The organism is Paenibacillus sp. NPDC093718, from assembly GCF_050279985.1.
Classification (GTDB): domain Bacteria; phylum Bacillota; class Bacilli; order Paenibacillales; family Paenibacillaceae; genus Paenibacillus_AQ.
Map to the genome: position 1 here is coordinate 329,891 of NZ_JBNNUS010000002.1, position 16,941 is coordinate 346,831.

Annotated in this window: 14 protein-coding genes; 1 reads left to right on the top strand and 13 read right to left on the bottom strand. The window is 48.9% G+C overall.

Annotated features, from left to right (window positions below; genetic code table 11):
• Positions 1 to 98: 98 nt before the first annotated feature.
• From ACQKPA_RS07290 to ACQKPA_RS07345, 12 genes are all read right to left on the bottom strand, one after another.
• Entirely contained in the window at positions 99 to 548 is a 450-nt protein-coding gene (locus tag ACQKPA_RS07290; protein WP_427490802.1) for a DUF1569 domain-containing protein, read from the bottom strand.
• A 97-nt stretch (positions 549 to 645) separates the two neighbouring features.
• A complete protein-coding gene (locus tag ACQKPA_RS07295) occupies positions 646 to 1,002 on the bottom strand; it encodes a DUF4181 domain-containing protein (RefSeq protein ID WP_427490804.1) in 357 nt (118 codons plus the stop codon).
• Between the two features lie 33 nt (positions 1,003 to 1,035).
• Complete coding sequence (locus ACQKPA_RS07300; protein ID WP_427490806.1) at positions 1,036 to 1,278, bottom strand: hypothetical protein; 243 nt, start codon at positions 1,276 to 1,278, stop codon at positions 1,036 to 1,038.
• Positions 1,279 to 1,730: 452 nt separating this feature from the next.
• Positions 1,731 to 2,369: an RNA ligase family protein gene (locus ACQKPA_RS07305; protein WP_427490808.1), complete on the bottom strand. Its 639-nt coding sequence runs from the start codon at positions 2,367 to 2,369 to the stop codon at positions 1,731 to 1,733.
• Positions 2,370 to 2,383: 14 nt separating this feature from the next.
• Positions 2,384 to 3,343: an AAA family ATPase gene (locus ACQKPA_RS07310; RefSeq protein ID WP_427490810.1), complete on the bottom strand. Its 960-nt coding sequence runs from the start codon at positions 3,341 to 3,343 to the stop codon at positions 2,384 to 2,386.
• 268 nt (positions 3,344 to 3,611) lie between these two features.
• Positions 3,612 to 4,742, bottom strand: a complete 1,131-nt coding sequence (locus ACQKPA_RS07315; RefSeq protein ID WP_427490812.1) for a GntR family transcriptional regulator — start codon at positions 4,740 to 4,742, stop codon at positions 3,612 to 3,614.
• Positions 4,743 to 4,860: 118 nt separating this feature from the next.
• Entirely contained in the window at positions 4,861 to 6,453 is a 1,593-nt protein-coding gene (locus ACQKPA_RS07320) for an ABC transporter substrate-binding protein (RefSeq protein WP_427490814.1), read from the bottom strand.
• Between the two features lie 63 nt (positions 6,454 to 6,516).
• Entirely contained in the window at positions 6,517 to 7,413 is an 897-nt protein-coding gene (locus tag ACQKPA_RS07325) for a carbohydrate ABC transporter permease (RefSeq protein WP_216531383.1), read from the bottom strand.
• Between the two features lie 37 nt (positions 7,414 to 7,450).
• Positions 7,451 to 8,410 (bottom strand): ABC transporter permease, encoded by a 960-nt coding sequence (locus tag ACQKPA_RS07330; RefSeq protein WP_427490816.1) that lies wholly within the window; start codon positions 8,408 to 8,410, stop codon positions 7,451 to 7,453.
• Between the two features lie 423 nt (positions 8,411 to 8,833).
• Positions 8,834 to 12,076 carry a hypothetical protein gene (locus tag ACQKPA_RS07335; protein ID WP_427490818.1) on the bottom strand — a complete coding sequence of 1,081 codons (3,243 nt, stop codon included), beginning with the start codon at positions 12,074 to 12,076 and terminating at the stop codon, positions 8,834 to 8,836.
• A 555-nt stretch (positions 12,077 to 12,631) separates the two neighbouring features.
• Positions 12,632 to 13,537 (bottom strand): DMT family transporter, encoded by a 906-nt coding sequence (locus ACQKPA_RS07340; protein WP_427490820.1) that lies wholly within the window; start codon positions 13,535 to 13,537, stop codon positions 12,632 to 12,634.
• A gap of 140 nt (positions 13,538 to 13,677) precedes the next feature.
• Positions 13,678 to 14,484, bottom strand: a complete 807-nt coding sequence (locus ACQKPA_RS07345) for a helix-turn-helix domain-containing protein (protein WP_427490822.1) — start codon at positions 14,482 to 14,484, stop codon at positions 13,678 to 13,680.
• A 142-nt stretch (positions 14,485 to 14,626) separates the two neighbouring features.
• Here ACQKPA_RS07345 and ACQKPA_RS07350 point away from each other — a divergent pair, with 142 nt between their 5' ends.
• The gene (locus ACQKPA_RS07350) at positions 14,627 to 15,433 is read left to right on the top strand and encodes a phytanoyl-CoA dioxygenase family protein (protein ID WP_427490824.1); all 807 of its coding nucleotides are present in this window, start codon (positions 14,627 to 14,629) and stop codon (positions 15,431 to 15,433) included.
• A gap of 177 nt (positions 15,434 to 15,610) precedes the next feature.
• Here ACQKPA_RS07350 and ACQKPA_RS07355 read toward each other — a convergent pair whose 3' ends face one another.
• Positions 15,611 to 16,825 carry a DegT/DnrJ/EryC1/StrS family aminotransferase gene (locus tag ACQKPA_RS07355; protein ID WP_427490826.1) on the bottom strand — a complete coding sequence of 405 codons (1,215 nt, stop codon included), beginning with the start codon at positions 16,823 to 16,825 and terminating at the stop codon, positions 15,611 to 15,613.
• Positions 16,826 to 16,941 lie beyond the last annotated feature (116 nt).

Below are 16,941 nucleotides of genomic sequence, written 5' to 3' on the forward strand. Positions count from 1 at the left end.
TCTGCAGCAAAACCCTTCAACCTCGTAGAGCCAACGTACGTTGTATGCTGGCTCGACGGGGGGATATTCGCATCAATACTGCACAGGTTTCCTGAGCCTTAAACACCAAACTGTTTCAAGTGATGGTCCAGATGCTTGTATAATCCCCTCCCCCATTGCTCCGGAGTCAATTTACCGAAGAATGCATGAGGATGCGTGGTACATCTCTCAGGTCCGTTCTTTTGGAATGCTTTAATTTTTTCTTTCAATTGTTCTCTTTCCGTTTCAAATTCCCTTGGATCCGCAATCAAAATATCCGGAATCGTAGACATATTGCGGGGTAACGGTTTTTCATTATAAAACACAGGCTTCGCGAGATTCCCTACCAGCCTACCTAACCAGCCTCTTGGCGGGTTTGTGATGCCCATGGCGATGTCTTGGAACGCGGAGCAGTGAGACAGCATTTGGGCAACATCCATTTTTCCCCATAACGGTTGTGATTGAGCGCTTAATGTGTCGATTCGGTTTAATATTCGGGTCATATCTAAATGATTGAACATATTATTCATGTTTGCCTCTCCCCATAATGAAATCCATGTCTAAACACCTGATTACATTATAGCTGACCCATCTCCGGGACATTTCTTCTTGATTGCTTTTTTTGTTTTAATATTTTAATAAGAGAATGAATATCATCAAACCTGTGAAGAAAAGTGAAACTGCAGCCAATAGGATTGACACTTGATGGTGCCTGCTTTCGCGTATGTATTTCCACTCCATATATCCGCGAAAGCAGAAGATTACGGATAATAAGAATGGCCATATGGGATAGGGTCTGCTTCTATCCATCGTCCATACAAGGATGAGTATCGGAATTAATAAAGCCCATGAGCCCAGAAGATACCATTTATACACCGGTGTGTCACGCATCTCTTCCTCGCCTACGTCGATGATCTTCCTTAGGACCCATTGACCAACACAAATAACAAGGATAATAAATGAGTATAACCCCTCCATTATCATCCTCCTTTAGGTGTTATAAACAGTAAGTGCTTTCTACATCCATCTCATAAAATATCCCTTTGACACCTTTACCTGTCTTTCGCGTGCCCAAATCTCCAGCTGCCTGATTCCCTCCGTCTGATCCTCCGCGAACGTAAAACATAACTTTAGAGGTACGATTGCACGCCCTTTCGGCTTGATCCCGATCACCGGTTTCCTGTCATGGTTGATCAGCAAACATTTCACAGCTTCTACGTTAATTACTGTACCGTTTATGACGATTCCGTCTTGAGCCATTTCCATCACGCCTGGTTTCATCAGATAGGTTCGATATACGGAGATGATGAATATTGCGGAGCAAAGAACCAACCATACAATCCATACATAATAAAAGAAGTCCCTTTCTTCACGGCCTCTTATTATATTTCCAAGAAGAATAGCGATTAAAATCAACATCGAAATCATCAATCTGATCCCTGAAGGAGCAGAAACTCGAAACATCTTCTTATTCATCTTTTCTCCGATCATGAAATAATGATGGTCTGTATTTAGATCCATATGTATAGGTTCATTATACTCGAACTAACAAAATGTGGTAACCCTATGTACAAACAACAATAAAAAAAGCCCCGATTTAAGCGGCAGCTCGTGTCTATGTATTCACTTCATCTCATATAAAAAGCAATCTCGAATTACATGATCAACACCTCAATTTCTAATAGTTAATGTTCATAATACAACCTTGCCGATTATTCCCCAGCAGCCAAACGATTCGGTTCGATCGGTTTGCTTAGCCAATGCTCATCGGTTTGTACGTGATTCTTGCGCACGAACTTGGCAACGCTGCGTTTAAAATCGTCATAAGCGAATGAGGAAGCCAGCCGAACCACATAACCTTCCTGTTCCCCTCCACAGTTTGACTGCTTCGTATAACATGCTTTGGCAGCACCCTCGTCCCAGACTCCCCGGTACAAGACAGGAACCGATACAAGCCCCAGACGTTCCGCCCATTCCTCTGTTTCATCCCATGAGAGGCATACATTTGACTCATTCCACACCGAAAACAGCATGTAATAGGCAGGCAGCGCCGCATACGAAAGTGAATGCTTGGCATATACGTTTTCCCCGCAGAGACGATATCCCTCCGGAATCAAATACTTGATGCCCCCATGCAGCGTCTTCACATAATGACGGGAAGGATGATCCTTGCTGTCCAGCGATCTGGCATGAATGAAACCGGGGTACATCGTGGTGTTCTCCCCGTCCATTTTCTCGGTAATGACGACCTCCTGTCCCGTAAAATGGTCCGTGTTTCGTAAAATCTTATCGTCATCCGTATATCCTCTGGACCAAGGCAAATGCATCGTTTTGGGATACTTTATTTTCATTGTTGTTCACCTCCTTATTTGCCGAAGGTATCGGCTTCCGCGAAGAAATACAGCTCAGCCAGCATATCTTCGCCTAACAAATGATAGATTTGGGATGCCCCTGCATCCCCTCCATGCAAAATTTCCATATGAAAGCTCACAAGTTGAACGACGTACTGAATGAACGCATCATCATATCCAAGGTCCTTCAATGTATGGCAGGCAATGCTTGCCGATACGTGCTCGTGCCCATAATAGGAATAGTACCCTCTTGCTTGCTTCCATACTTTGCAAAACGGCTTGCCCGCGTCATGGAACAGTGCTGCTAACTGCATAGCCAGCAGGTGCTCGCCTTCATAGAAAGCATTGATATATTCCAGCACGGCATACGTGTGCTCCGACAACGTTTTGGAATGGTACGGGTTCTCCTGATCATATCCCAGCATCACATTGAAATAGGGAGATTGGGACAAGTAGAGAAATAACTCATCATGACCCGGTCTGCGTGTTAACAGCACTTCCAGTCCTTCTCTTGTAAGCTGCGTTTCGCTATACTCATGAACGAGATGCAGATCACTGAATCCTTCTCTCATGACAGGAAATTCAAGGTTCTTGGCATATTTCGTCAAGATCCTCTCGTCGAGCCGGCGTTTTCGTCCCTTGACTCTTTCCAGAGCCACTTCATAAGGGGTTGTGCAGATATGGCATTCCACCGATCGATCGCCAAATCGCTTCAAAAACTTCTGTCTCCGCTCCCGGCTGACATTGGTGGCATCAAAAACGACATTTCGTCCGGCCGCAAGCGCCTGTTCGATCTCGGCGAAAGCTGCATCAAATACCAGATACGTATTTTTCTGTTTGGATTCGCTGCCGAACAATCTTTCACGGATCGAATCCGTCGCAACGATGACGACCCGCTCGCTTTTGCATAATTGTTTGGCATAATAGCTTTTTCCGCTGCCGGGTATTCCCACCAGCATATGAATGGTACACATGTTGTTCACCTCCTTTCATGTCTTGGTTCGCTAGGTGTCATCTTTACGTGTCCGGAGGGAGTTCAAATCGCCGTTGGTCAGATAGATCTCTCTAATGGACAGCGCTTATCGAAATCCGTTCCTCTAAATAATGTACCATCCTTACGGAGTGTTTGAGTTAGTAGAGAATTTTTATACTCAACTTTTACATACTTATAAAAAGGCTGATTGCAGCGGGTAAGAGGCCCTGCCCGGCAATCAGCCTTCATATCATCCTTTCATATCCTAACTACTCCGTGACTTTCCCTCTCGGAGCAGCTGCGGTTGTATCACGCTCCACCAGCTTGACGGGGATCAGTGTCCGGTCCGGTGTCTGTTTCCCTCTCTCGAGCCAGTTTACAACATGTTCGGCAGCTTGGCGTCCAATCTCGTAAAAATTCTGCTCAACGGTGGTCAGCGGAATCATGACATGCTCTGTGAGAGGATTATTATCAAAGCCTATGATCGAAATATCCTCCGGAATACGGATCCCTCGTTCCAAACAGCGGTTCAGCAGGTTGGCGGCGATCAGATCATTCTCCGTCTGAACAGCCGTTACCCCTTCCGTCCGGTAAGAGTCCAGCAGCTCATTATAAAATCGTTCAAAGCCAACCTTCTCCCGATAATCCTTCATATTCAGCCTGATATAACGGCTATCAACGGGAAGTCCATGGTCCTTCAGCGCTTGGCAGTATCCGAAATACCGGTTGCGCACCGAAGAGGTTGATTCAATGCTGACTGCTGTAAGAAACGCGATCTTTCGATGACCGAGCTCAATCAGCCTGGATACGGCTTGATAGGAACCACTGAAATTGTCAGAAACCACCGCCCCTAGCGGCAGACTGTCAAAATATTTATCGATCGTCACGATCGGATAATCTTCAAGGCAAAGTCGATGCAAAATGTCGTAGTTCGTCTGATCGTTCCGCGGATACAATATAATGGCCGCAATGCCCTTTCGGGTCAGCATTTCCAGCAGATCGCGTTCTTTCTGGGAATCGTAGTCGCTTTGGTGAATGCTCAAATAGTAACCGTTCGCGTTGAGCCAGTCCGAAGCTCCGCGAATATATCCCATCGTGCCGCGATCGTCTTCGGAAGGCAGGATAAGCGATATCATTTTATCCATTCCAACCGACCGCTGCTCCTGCCCACGTTGCCGTGGTTTAACAAAGCTGCCGCTTCCCTTGACACGGTAGATAAACCCGTCCCGCTCCAGCTCCTCAAGCGCTCTTCTTGTTGTAATACGGCTCACGCCGAAGGTGGAGCTCAGCTCGGCCTCCGTAGGAAGCTGGGCTTCAGGAGCATAGTGGCCCGAAGAAATTTGCGATTTCAGCTCATCCATCATCACGCGGTACAGCGGTGGTTTATTGTCTTTGGTCAACTTGGTTCTCATCCCATCTTTATCTATTTTCCAGTGTAAATCTTGTCGTACTAAAATTATAGCGTTTGCATCATTGGCATGTAAACCGCTCCTATCATCCTTCTTCGAGTCATATCGATTACTTTACATTTGTATAACGTTCATACTGCGCTCGTTTGATATCTAAGTAGCTCTGGGCTCCCATTTTGTCCAGAGTCTTTACGTAGTTATCCCAGTCCGTGTCCAGGCTGGCTTTCCCCGTCACAAACTTCACCCGCATCTCCTCAATGTATTTATTAATATCGGTCAGGATCGCGCTCGTTTGATTGGCTTCCTCATCCGTAGGAACAAAATCAGGCCAAAGCTCTTTGGGCGCCAACTGATCCAGCTCAGCCGGATCCGCCTTAATCTCGTCGGCTACCGTCGTCCCACGCGCCGCCATCCGCAAATCGTCGTCTGGCTCAACATATGGATAATAAGCACCATACACATTATCGACATATTGGAAAGCGCCCAGCTGCACGCCGCCCTTGTAATTTAAAATCTCGTCCTTGTATTTCGGTTTGCCGTCAACCATTTCATAGGTTTCGCCCTCAAGTCCAAAGGTGGCAAAGTTAATCCCTTCCTCCCCATAGAAATAATCGATCCACTTGATGGTTTCAACCGGATATTTGTTTTTGTTGGTGATGACGAAACCGAAAATCCCTTTGGCCGGCGGCCCCAGTACCCCAGCGACTTTATCCCCGTTCGGCCCCTCGAGGGCATGAATGCCCACATAGTTCTCGGCTGCATCCTTACCGATATATCCCGGTCCTTCCCATACAAACGAACCGATCAGATTGTTGGAGCCGTCCGTAGACCACTTCGCATAATCATAGCCTGTCGTAAAATTTTGCTGGGCCAGTGACCCGTCCTTGTACAAATCGCTCATGTATCGGAGCAGCTCTCTGTACTTCGGATCATTAAACGTTGTCTTGACCTGTCCGTCCGCGTCCTTATATAGATATTGACCGAATGCCTTGGCACCGCCTTCCCCCATACCGAAGCTGCCAGCCAAGAAACTCTCCAGGAAAGTCCAATAAGAAGACTCGAGCACCCAGCCCAGACGCGAGCTGTCCTTCTCCCGCACCTTCATGAGCGCCTGGCGAAACTCCTCGGTCGTCTTCGGAACATCTAGTCCCGCTTCATCGAGCCAACCCTTGTGGATATACAAACGAACGGAATTGAATGCTTTCGAGAAATCAACGTAAGGCAGGGCATAAATATGTCCGTCCGACATCGTGATGGCTCCCTTAATGTCCGGATTGTCCTTCAGGAGTTTGTTCAAATTCGGAGCATGCTGCTCAATCAGGTCCTCGAGCGGAACAAATAAACCCTGTTTGCCGTATTTCATCAACTCGTCGGTGCCGAAAGCAATGCGATAGAATGCATCCGGCAGGTCGTTGGAGCCGAGCATGACATTTTTTCGTTCGTTGACGGCGGAGCCCGCCAGCTCCTCAAATTCGACTTGAATGCCGGACATTTCTTCGTATTTTTGCCACATCCATAATTGATCGGCTGGTGGATGCACATCGGTATATCCGCGTTTAACGATCCTTAGCTTGATGTTCCCGGGATCTCCGTCCGTTCCGGCCGGTTCCGGCTCCGCCTTACCCCCTGAACCGCCGCAGGCGGAAAGCGTCAACGAAAATGACATCGTTAAGGCAAGCAGAAGTTTCATTCCTTTTCTCATATCCATATCCCCTCTTTTCATGATAATGAGTTCCAAGCGGTAATGACCGCTCTCTATATCGGCTTACCCTTTGATAGCTCCCACCATGATGCCTTTCTCAAAGAAACGCGACAACAGCGGATACAACAGGAGCAGCGGCAGCGCGGATAATACGACGATCGCATATTTCAAGCCTTCCTTGACCATCATCTGATCCGCATATTCGGCACCGACCGATATTCCGGCCATTTCCTTGAAGTCGTTCTGAACCAGTATTTCTCTTAAAATCAGCTGCAGCGGAAATTTACTACGATCCGTCAAGTAAATCATAGCGTCAAAATAAGAGTTCCAATGGCCGACCCCGTAGAACAGGATCATTACGGCAATGATCGGCATCGACAAAGGCAGCACGATTCGATACAGCATATGAAAATCATTGCAGCCGTCGACGTAGGCGCTCTCTTCGAGCTCCACCGGAATCCGGGTCTGGAAGTAGGTTCGCATAATAATCATGTTGTAGGCGCTGATCGCACCAGGCAGTACCAAGGCCCACATCGTATTCAGAAGTCCGAGCTCCTTGTTTACCAAATAAAGAGGGATCAGCCCACCGCCGAAAAACATGGTGAAAGCAAACAGCAGTGTAAACAGTCCCTTGCCGTAAAAACGCTTCCTGGAGAGCGGATAAGCGCCAAATACCGTCATCATAATATTGATCGCCGTCCCTATGAATGCGTACAGAAGCGTATTGGCATACCCTCTCCAGATCTCGCTGTTCTCGAACACTTTGGCATAACTGTCGAGATTGAAGCCTGCCGGGAACAGCAGCAGCGGCTTGTCCCAAATTTGGCGCGGATCGGAAAATGAAGCAAACAAGACAAAGAGAAGCGGGTACAAAATGACGATGATTACCAGAATGGACAGCACTAGAATGATGATATCAGCCAGCTTTTCTCCAGGCGTTCGTTTGATGTTCAGCAGCACTTCTTACATTCCCTCCTTAATCCTGCACCGACGACCTCTACCATAAGCTGGTCTCCCCCGCTTTGCGTGCAACCGCATTGACGATAATCAGGATGATAAAGTTGATCACATTGTTGAACAGGCCAACGGCCGCGGAAAAGCTGTATTGGGTGTTGAGTAGTCCGCTCTTGTACATGTAAGTGGAGATCACCTCGGACGTTTCGAGGTTCATCGGGTTTTGCATTAACAGAATTTTCTCGAAGCCGACACTCATGATGCCGCCGGCGCTCAAGATGGACAGGATCACGATGGTCGGAACGATACCGGGAATCGTTATATGCCATATTCGCCTAAATTTGCTGGCCCCGTCCATATAAGCCGCCTCGTACAGGTCAGGCGAGATGCCCGAGATGGCAGCGCTGTAGATGAGCGAAGACCAGCCAACTCCTTGCCATACGCCCGACCAGACGTACAGATGCCAGAATTTCGATGGCTCTGCCAGATAATCGACCGGTTCCCTCCCCAAGGAAACAAGGATGGAGTTGAAGACGCCATTCGTCGGCGAGATAAAGAAGAACAGAATACCGACCGCGACCACAACCGAAATGAAGTGCGGTGCGTAGGAGATGCTTTGGGCGAATGAGCGGAATTTACGATTTCGAATCTCGTTGAACAAAAGCGCCAGCAAGATCGGAGCGGGAATGCCAACCAACAGACCGTATAAACTGATCCCGATGGTATTCTTCAGAATCGTCCAAAAATAATAAGCGTCAAATAACCGCTCGAAGTGCTCGAACCCGACCCATGGACTGTTCCAAATGCCAAGGCCGGGCATAAAATCCTTGAAGGCGATCTGAACGCCGTACATCGGCCAATAATGCCAGATCAAAAAATAAAGCACCGCCGGCGAGATAATGATATACAACCCGATATTTCGCTTAAGCTGCCTTTTAACATGCGTCCATTTGTTGGGCTTTGGAGCGGGCTGTGGGGATGCCGAGTTTAATCGGGCGTCCATGCTTTGTCATGACCTCCTTTTTCTCGATCAAATTGCGTCAGCAATATTAGCCATGCTGGGGCACTAATATCGGCTTGCTTGGTAATGCACCACCTCCTTCCCAACAACTTGTATTAACATTTTTTATACACTTGATTATTTGTTATAACACATTCTAGTTAGGTTTTATTTTCCAGTCAATATAACATCGAAAAATTGATACTTTAGAAGTATAAACAACACTTTTGTTATGACAAATTTCGACGGTACCGCATTTCCATATCATAATTGAAGAGTAATCATCGTTTCATGCTTGTTAAATGAAGAATCTTGTCTTTATGGAATACAAAAAACAGCCGCGTGATTCACGCGGCTGTTTCTAAATATGAACGAAGAAATAGAAATAAAGTATCGTATTTACGAAGGACTAGAGATTTCGCCTGCTTACAGGTGACCTGCCAGTTTGGCAAGCACTTCTGCTTGTTCACCCGTCAATACTTTGCCTGATTGTGCGCTGACTTCATGGGAAAAGGCGTTCAGCATGCCTTCCTTGGCAGAGGAGTCGCCTCTATTCTCGGCCTCTTTGGCATTGAGGAGTTTCGTTGACAGAGATTGTGCGAGTCCCGGATCGCTTGCGGCAAAATGCTCTGCAAGCGCGGACAAGCTATCATACGTCACAATCACCTCGAAACTAAAGACCGCTTCCGTTTTATTTCCCGCCAGATCGATTGCCGTGACGGAGATATCATGGGATCCCGGCTCGAAGAAATAGGCAGGACGTTCAATCAGTGGACGAAGGCATGGATTCTCAGCTAACCCGGACAAGCTATCGTCGGCGCTGCATGAGACGTATACGGAATCGGTAACCGTGTACGTACGCTCACCGGTGAATTCTACAACCGGAGCCGTCTTGTCGATCTGCACCTTCAGCGTCCCTGGAACCTCAGACACGCCTGAGGAGTTTGCAGCGGAATAGGTGACGGTTGTGACGCCTTCCTTCGTGATATCAACCTGGGCCGTATTTCCTTTTACCGTGGTTTTCTCTATCGGCTGCGCCCCTTCCGCAGAGTATTCGATAGAGTACGCACGGTCGGCAGAGATGGACAACGACACATCGGAATTCACCCAGCCGTTCTCATTGGGAGAAGGAGATAGGCTAACCGTGGAGACGGGTGGCACGGTGTCTTTTACCGTCACAAAGAAATCGTCATAATAGGCGGTTGCCACATTGTATCTGGAGGTTACAGCAATCAGTTTTGCGTAAGCTGCATTAGCTGGAGCCTTCCCTCTTAGCGTCACTTTCTGCCATTGGGCCAATCGCGATTCATCCAAATGGGTTTCCAAGGTGGAGATGGTCGCGTTATTGCTATCAAAGAATCGGAACATAAAGCCAGGCTGTCCGGATTCAATATAGAGATTCATGCCCGCCGTATATTCCTCTCCCGGGATAACGGGAATCGGATCACTCTGAACGGCAACGGATGCCGTTCTCAGCGTGTCCGTAATCTTCAGGCTGTGCGTTCCTGTGAAACTGCGTTCTGTACTGAGATCATAGCGGTAACCGTTACCCGGTGCGAATAACGGACCCCACCCCTTCAAATCCTCTTCGAAGCCCGGATTGGTAACAGGAACAGCCGTATGCGGCGGTTCTTCAACGACCTCTCCGTCGACTTCCATCCGATACAGAATCGTATTGGTTTGCATATCCGTGAAATACAGGTTCCCGTCCGCGTGCAGATCAAATCGGGAGGTGTCAGCCAAGGTCCGATGTTCCAGCGTTTCAGGATCAATGACCGTTAGTTTGTTGTTAAACAGCACATAGAGCAGCCCATCCTCCGACCAACGCAGCGGGTGATGCGCCCATTGGCTGAAGTTTAAGCTTGGATACACCTTTTTGCTCTTCACTACTTCATAGGTATCGGGATCAATTGCAAAAATGTATTCATAGGACGCCCCCCAGATCAAGCCGTCCGGACCTGCGGAAAGATCGCCGATGAAAATCGGTTTATCCAATCCCGGAACCCTGAGCGGGAACTCGGTGATTTTTTGCTGCTTCTCCTCATCCCATACAAAGATTTTCGCTTCCACCTCGGTCGGCTCGGAGCCGAGTCCGCCCCGAATCGTCGTGGAGCCGAACACCTTGCCGTCATGAACCGTGGTGCTGAGCACGCTCTGATTCTGGACGACATTGCGGTGAACGTTTATTTCACCGGTAGCGGTGTCATAAACGGTCAGTGAGCCGCCCAAGGTTCCGTAACCGGAAATCGTTGAAATGTACAATTTGCCTTTTGAACTGGAGATATCCACCAGCCTCTCCTGATCATTGCCCAGCACGGCCAATCTCTTCGGATTGTTCATTCCAGGCTCCGTCGATAAATCGAACTCGTACAGTCCGCCCTCCGGATACACGCCCATATACACCTTATTGCCCACGGCATGAACGCTATCGGCCTGGCCGATGCTGAACGGCGTCGCCGTTTTATCCGTCAGATCAACGAGCGAAGAACGTGCCTGCGAGCCGGTTGTGATCAACTCTGTATCGGATACGCTTTTTAATCGGTTTACAACGCCGGGCAGACCCGGAATGACCGGGGGCATCAGATGTACCTGCTTGGTTTCGATGTTCATGATCGTAACGCCGCCGTCATATCGGACGGTAACCAGATTTTTGCCCGGGTATTCCGGATTGTTCGGAAATTCCACCCAATCTACTCCCCGAAATCCGCTGTTGTACTCCATCCCGGTCAACTCGACCTCATGTGTGGCAAGATCAAACGTTTTCAGCTTCTTGTCGGACATATAATACAGTTTTCCGTCAAGCGAGTCCGTTGCGTGCAGTCCCGTTACGTTCTCCAGCACAACATCCATCCAGCTTTCCGTCTGCGTATCGTAGATAAACGCCTCTCCAGGAATGCCGCTTCCGTCCGTATATCTGGCAAACAAATAACGGTTATCAATCGTGCTCAAGTCATACACGGTGTCTTCCTTAACCGGCAAGGAAGCAGCGATATTCGTTTTCTCACCTGTCGTTAAGTTCACGCGTACGATCTGCTTATGTGCGGTACCGGCATAGATATTGCCGCCCTGGTAAGCAATGGAGCGCACATATTCCTGATCAAGCAATCCGATGACGCGGCCATAATCTTTTGTCTGCTTTGTAGCCGGGTCGTACTGGTACACTTTGCCGCCGGGATAGGTTCCGACATACACACGGCCCTGTTCATCCGTGGTGATGCTGTTCGGGACCGACTGCCCGTCAAACTGCGCCACCTGCACAGGGACATGAGTAACCGGAGAGTAACTCCACAGCCTTGCTCCGCCGCCGTCAGCTGCAAGGAACAATGTTCCGTCCGGTGCCGTGGTATGTGCCCAGGAGCTTTCGGAAGGTCCGATCGGAATGCTCCGCAGCAGTTTATAATCCTCCAGATCAATGACGTTAAGATGACCCGGCTTCCCTTTACTGGTCGCGTAGAGCACGTTGCGGCCCTCTTCCTTGCCGGTGGTGCCGTTGAACACGGCCACCGTATAGTTGTTAGGGACCAGAATTTCTTCCGGTGTCCCATACGTTTTTTGAGCCAGCCTGCTCTCCCCGGAAGCAGCTGCGACACCACCGCCTCCCGAGCATGCCAATATAAAACAAATTGCAAACATCAAGACTTGGTACTTGCCACCCTTTCTAATTCTCATAAATAACCTCCTTAGATTTACTCGTTAACTTCCCGAAAGATCGCTCCACATGCAGACGGATATCAAACGGGCGTTAGTCTCTGTTTTTGTATACGGCTCCTCCTTTTTCGATGGATTGATAAGCCCCTTATAAGTAGAATATAGAACATGGGCGGGGGCCGTCTGGCCCGTATATTAGGCAAATACCAAGATGGTGTCAATCGATATTTATCATGTTTCATTACATTTGTCCTATTATGGGTCAAAGTGGATTTTGCAAAAGTGGTAGAATAATCGCAAAATCTTCATCGAAAATTTCAAGCTTAGAACCCAATAGGAAAATAACAACACCCAACGGTTAACAAGAAAAAAGCCGCAATTTAAGCGGCCCGGAGCAAAGTATAAATTCGTATCGCACGCGGCATCCTTCCTTCTTTAGGAAGCTCTTTAGGAAATTCTTCATTTTCGTTTATATCGAAATCCCTTAATTACTTGAATGCTTCATAAAAAGTACAACGTGGGGATAAAAAAATAAAAGACTGCCTCTTTAGCAGTCCTTCTTGGTGCTATTGAATGTTACTTAGTTACAGCAGCAACTCTTTCTTTTTGTGTTCGTCCGCCACGATTTGTGATAAACACCCCGGATAAAATGAGAATTAAGCCGATGATCAGGCTCCATCCAATCGGTTCATCCAGCAGTGTATATCCCCAGATCATCGCCGTTGCAGGAACGAGATAAGTGACGGATGTCGCGAACTCGGGGCTCCCTTTCAAGACCATATAATTGAACAGAATATATGCTACACCAGAGCCGAAGATGCCCAGGCCAACAAGAGAACCTATATTGGCAGGCTCCACGATCTTGGCAAGTTCAACCTTTTCCATTGTAAGAGCGATTACTCCACTCCCTGCCATTGCCCCAAGCAATGTTGCGAACGTTAACTGATACATACTCAGTCCGCCCAATAAACGTTTGGATAACTGCGAACCAACGGCATAACACAAAGTAGCACCTATCATCGTCGCAAACCCAATGAAATCGACGGTAATAAATGATCCAGGTCGAATGCCGAGCAGAATAATCAGTCCGATAAGCGCCACACCCATGCCCATCCATTGAATCCGCCTAAACACAGAGCCGAAGAACAGCAACCCCACGATCATGGTCCAGATCGGCGTCGTTGCATTCAATACCGAAGCCATGCTGCTGGCCAGCCTGGTCTCACTAAACCCGATTAAGGTCCATGGCAGGGCCATATTGATCATCGCGATCACGATGGTGGGCAGCCAGCGGATTTGCCGCAGGGCAAACGGCTTTCGCATGATGAGCATAACGACTGTGATGAAGAGAAATCCAAAGGTTGATCGCAGAAAGGCGATCCCCCACGGGCCGAAATCATGCAGCAAATTTTTGACGAAAAAGAACGAACCTCCCCATATGAGACTAAGGAGGATGAGTGAAACATATAAGGATCGTGCCAACTTAATACCTTCTTTCTATAATAGGGACATCCTTATAAGTTAACATCTCATCATGGAGGTTGTACAGAGTGATTCTACACAATGCTCTTTCAGGCAGCTTCTATTGGTATAATTCATTGATAACTTAAGCCTTGCAGCCTTCATGTAGGCTTCCACGCCTGGCGGAACTGCCTCGGTGAAACCCCGTACTGTTTGCGAAACTGATCGGCAAAATGATTGTAACTGTTAAATCCTACATCCTGCGCGGCTTCGTTCGCCGTACGGCCGGAATGGGTCATCAATAAGGCGGCATGGCGAATCCTCATTTGATTCAGATGCTCCACAATGGTGTACCCCGTTTCTTGCTTGAACAAGTGGGCCAGCCTTGACCCCGATATTCCGATCTCTCGCGATATCGCATCAATTCGAATATCTTCTTTTAACGATCGGGACAGCAAACCAAGGGTCTGCTCGACTCTGGGATCGAGTCTTTTGTTCATCCGCTGCGCAAGCAGAAGCAAAATTTCACGCACCGAATTCTCGCACAGTGCCTCCCATAGATCCAAACGATCCAGCGAATCTTGAAGTACATTCCGAAATGTTTGCTCGACTCGCCCACGGACACGTTCATCGGGCAGCGTTTCGACCAGAAACTCCTCATGTCGCAGCATCCTGTTTTCTGGAAGTCCGGGATAATGAATCCACAGGAAGTTCCAGCGTTTCCCCTGCACAGTTCCGTATTCATGCGCGATATTGGCGCGCAGTAGGCCAAGCTGCCCGGGCCCGCAGCGTTTCTCTCCGGCAGGCGTCCGGACATAGCCTTCTCCATGCAGCGTATAAACAAGCAGCCAGTCCTTCATACCATGAGGGCGACGTAAACGATAAGCATCGTCTTGGTCGAAATGGTCGCCGAAAATGGTGCCGGTACTTTCTAAGGGTTTCACGTGCCTGCCCGCCGGCGTTCGCATGAACCTCTCCTCCTTTTGTACCTGTAATAACAGAATAGCAGAATCCCGGTATTAATAAGCAGAAAACTGACTTCCTCTCAAGTTAAGCAGGCGATATTCTATTGTCAATAGGAAAAACAATAAACTTACAGGAGGCATTCCCATGCAAAAGCAGCCAAGGGTATTAACTCAAGAACAGTTGCAATTGTTCGAAACGGAAGGTTATTTAATCGTAAAAGGGCTCTTCCGCCAGGAAGAGGTGTCAGAAATCGAAGCAACGTTTGAGGAGATCAGTCATACTACCGTTCCTGGCCACTTTGAGCCGGTGTTGGATGAGGAAGTTGTCGAACCGCTGAAGCGTTATCCCCGTGTGATGCATCCGCACCGCTTTAATCCGACCGCGAAGAAATATATGCTGCACAAGCCTGTTATGGATGTACTGGCCGATTTGTATGGCGAGCCTGCACTCGCGGCTCAAAGCATGTTCTATTACAAACCCCCGGGTTCCCGCGGTCAAGCGCTGCACCAGGACAACTTTTACCTGCAGGTCGAGCCGGGGAACTGTATCGCGGCGTGGACCGCAATCGATGCGTCTAATGAAGAGAACGGCGGGTTGCTCGTCGTTCCGAAAACAAGTGATTATGCTCTGGTGTGCCCGGAGGAAGCCGATTCGAACGAGTCGTTCACCACCCATTTCGTGAAGCCGCCCAAGGACAGCAAGGCCCTCCCGGCGATCATGGACAAAGGCGATGTGCTGTTCTTTAACGGCAACCTGATCCACGGCTCCTACCGTAACAAATCCAACCGTTTTCGCCGAGCCTTCATCTGCCACTACGCCAATGCCTCGGCTGCCAAGATCGGTGCTTTCTATCGGCCGCTATTCCGGGAGGACGGTACGGAAATTAATCTCGACATCAATCCGAATGGCGGTCCGTGCGGCGTCGAATTCAAAACGGCGTATCCCCATTAAATTTCAGGCGCTTATACGCTAACGATATGGATGATGGAATCCTCGCCGCCGATGGCTAATATTCATATCGTTAAATCAAGAAACCGCGATAATCGCGGTTTCTTATATGTGTATGTCTTGTTATCCAGATATTAGCTGCGATTATTCTGCCGTTTCATCCGAGCTCTCAGTTGCCATTCAAGGTCGACCCATGCTCCCTGTTCCTAACGATGCCATTACCTTGCGTACAGCTTTGGCGATGTCAACCATATCCTCTTCCTCGGCCAGCAGCACGTTTTGGTGCAGCCAGAGAACCTCCTTCTGGCACGCCCGTTCGCTGATGGGGCAATCCTGCACCCGCCTCTCACCCGTCCGACTCTCGATCTCGCGAATTAAGGCTTCGTTGCGGTTCAGCGACACATAACCGTAACTGACCGGAATACCTTCCGAATTCAAACGGCGGATCACCTCGTTCTTATCGACGGTGTCGGCAACACTGGAATCCAGTTTAAACAGGTATAGATGGTATGCATGCTTCGTGATCCTTGGATCCCTGCGGATCGTATGAATGCCCACAATGTTCCCAAGCAGCTCGGTCAGCAGTTTGCCGTTGCGCTCCCGTTTGTCCATCTGTTCGTCCAGACGGCTCATCTGCCCGAGCAGCACCGCTGCTTGAAATTCAGTCATGCGCAAATTCCAGCCGATATGCTCATGCTGATACCAGGCACCCTCGCGAATGCGCCCCACGTTGACCAGCGACCAGGCTTTATCGGCCAGCTTCTTGTCGTTCGTCAAAATAATGCCGCCCTCACCCGCATTTATGTTCTTGCTTGATTGGAAACTGAACGTGCCCAGGTCTCCCAACGCTCCCACAGCCTTCCCTTCCCACCGGGCACCGACGGCCTGTGCCGAGTCCTCGATCAGTGTCAAGCCGTGCCGATCTGCGATGGTCCTCAGCCTGGTCATATCCGAAGGGGCTCCGCCGAGATGCACCGTCACGATCGCCTTCGTTTTTGCCGTAATCAACGCCTCGATCTTATCGGGGTCCAGCAGCAGCGTGTCCGGCTCTACATCCGCAAACACGGGAATCGCTCCGAATAGAAGCGAGGATGTCGCGGTCGCAATAAAAGTGTACGGCGGCATGATCACTTCGTCACCCGGACCGACTCCTGCCGCCATCAGAGCAATTGTAATCCCGACGGTCCCATTCACGACGGTCACCGCGTGGGCAGCCCCGTGGAAGGCGGCGAACCGCTCCTCGAATTCAGGGAGCTTGACGCGGCCGATCCCGCCCCATTTTCCCGAATGAAGCACCTCCAGCAAGTGCCGTTCCTCAGCCTCGCCGTAAACAGGCCACTGCGGGAAAGGCTTCGTACGAACCGGAGCCCCCCCGTGGATTGCTAACGCTTCCATCAGACCTTCACCTCCTTGTTTTAACAAAAAAAGATAGTTGTATCATACCTGTATTATATATTCACGTCAAAAAAAATGCCAGAACAATATCGTCACAGATCCCTTCAATAAACCTA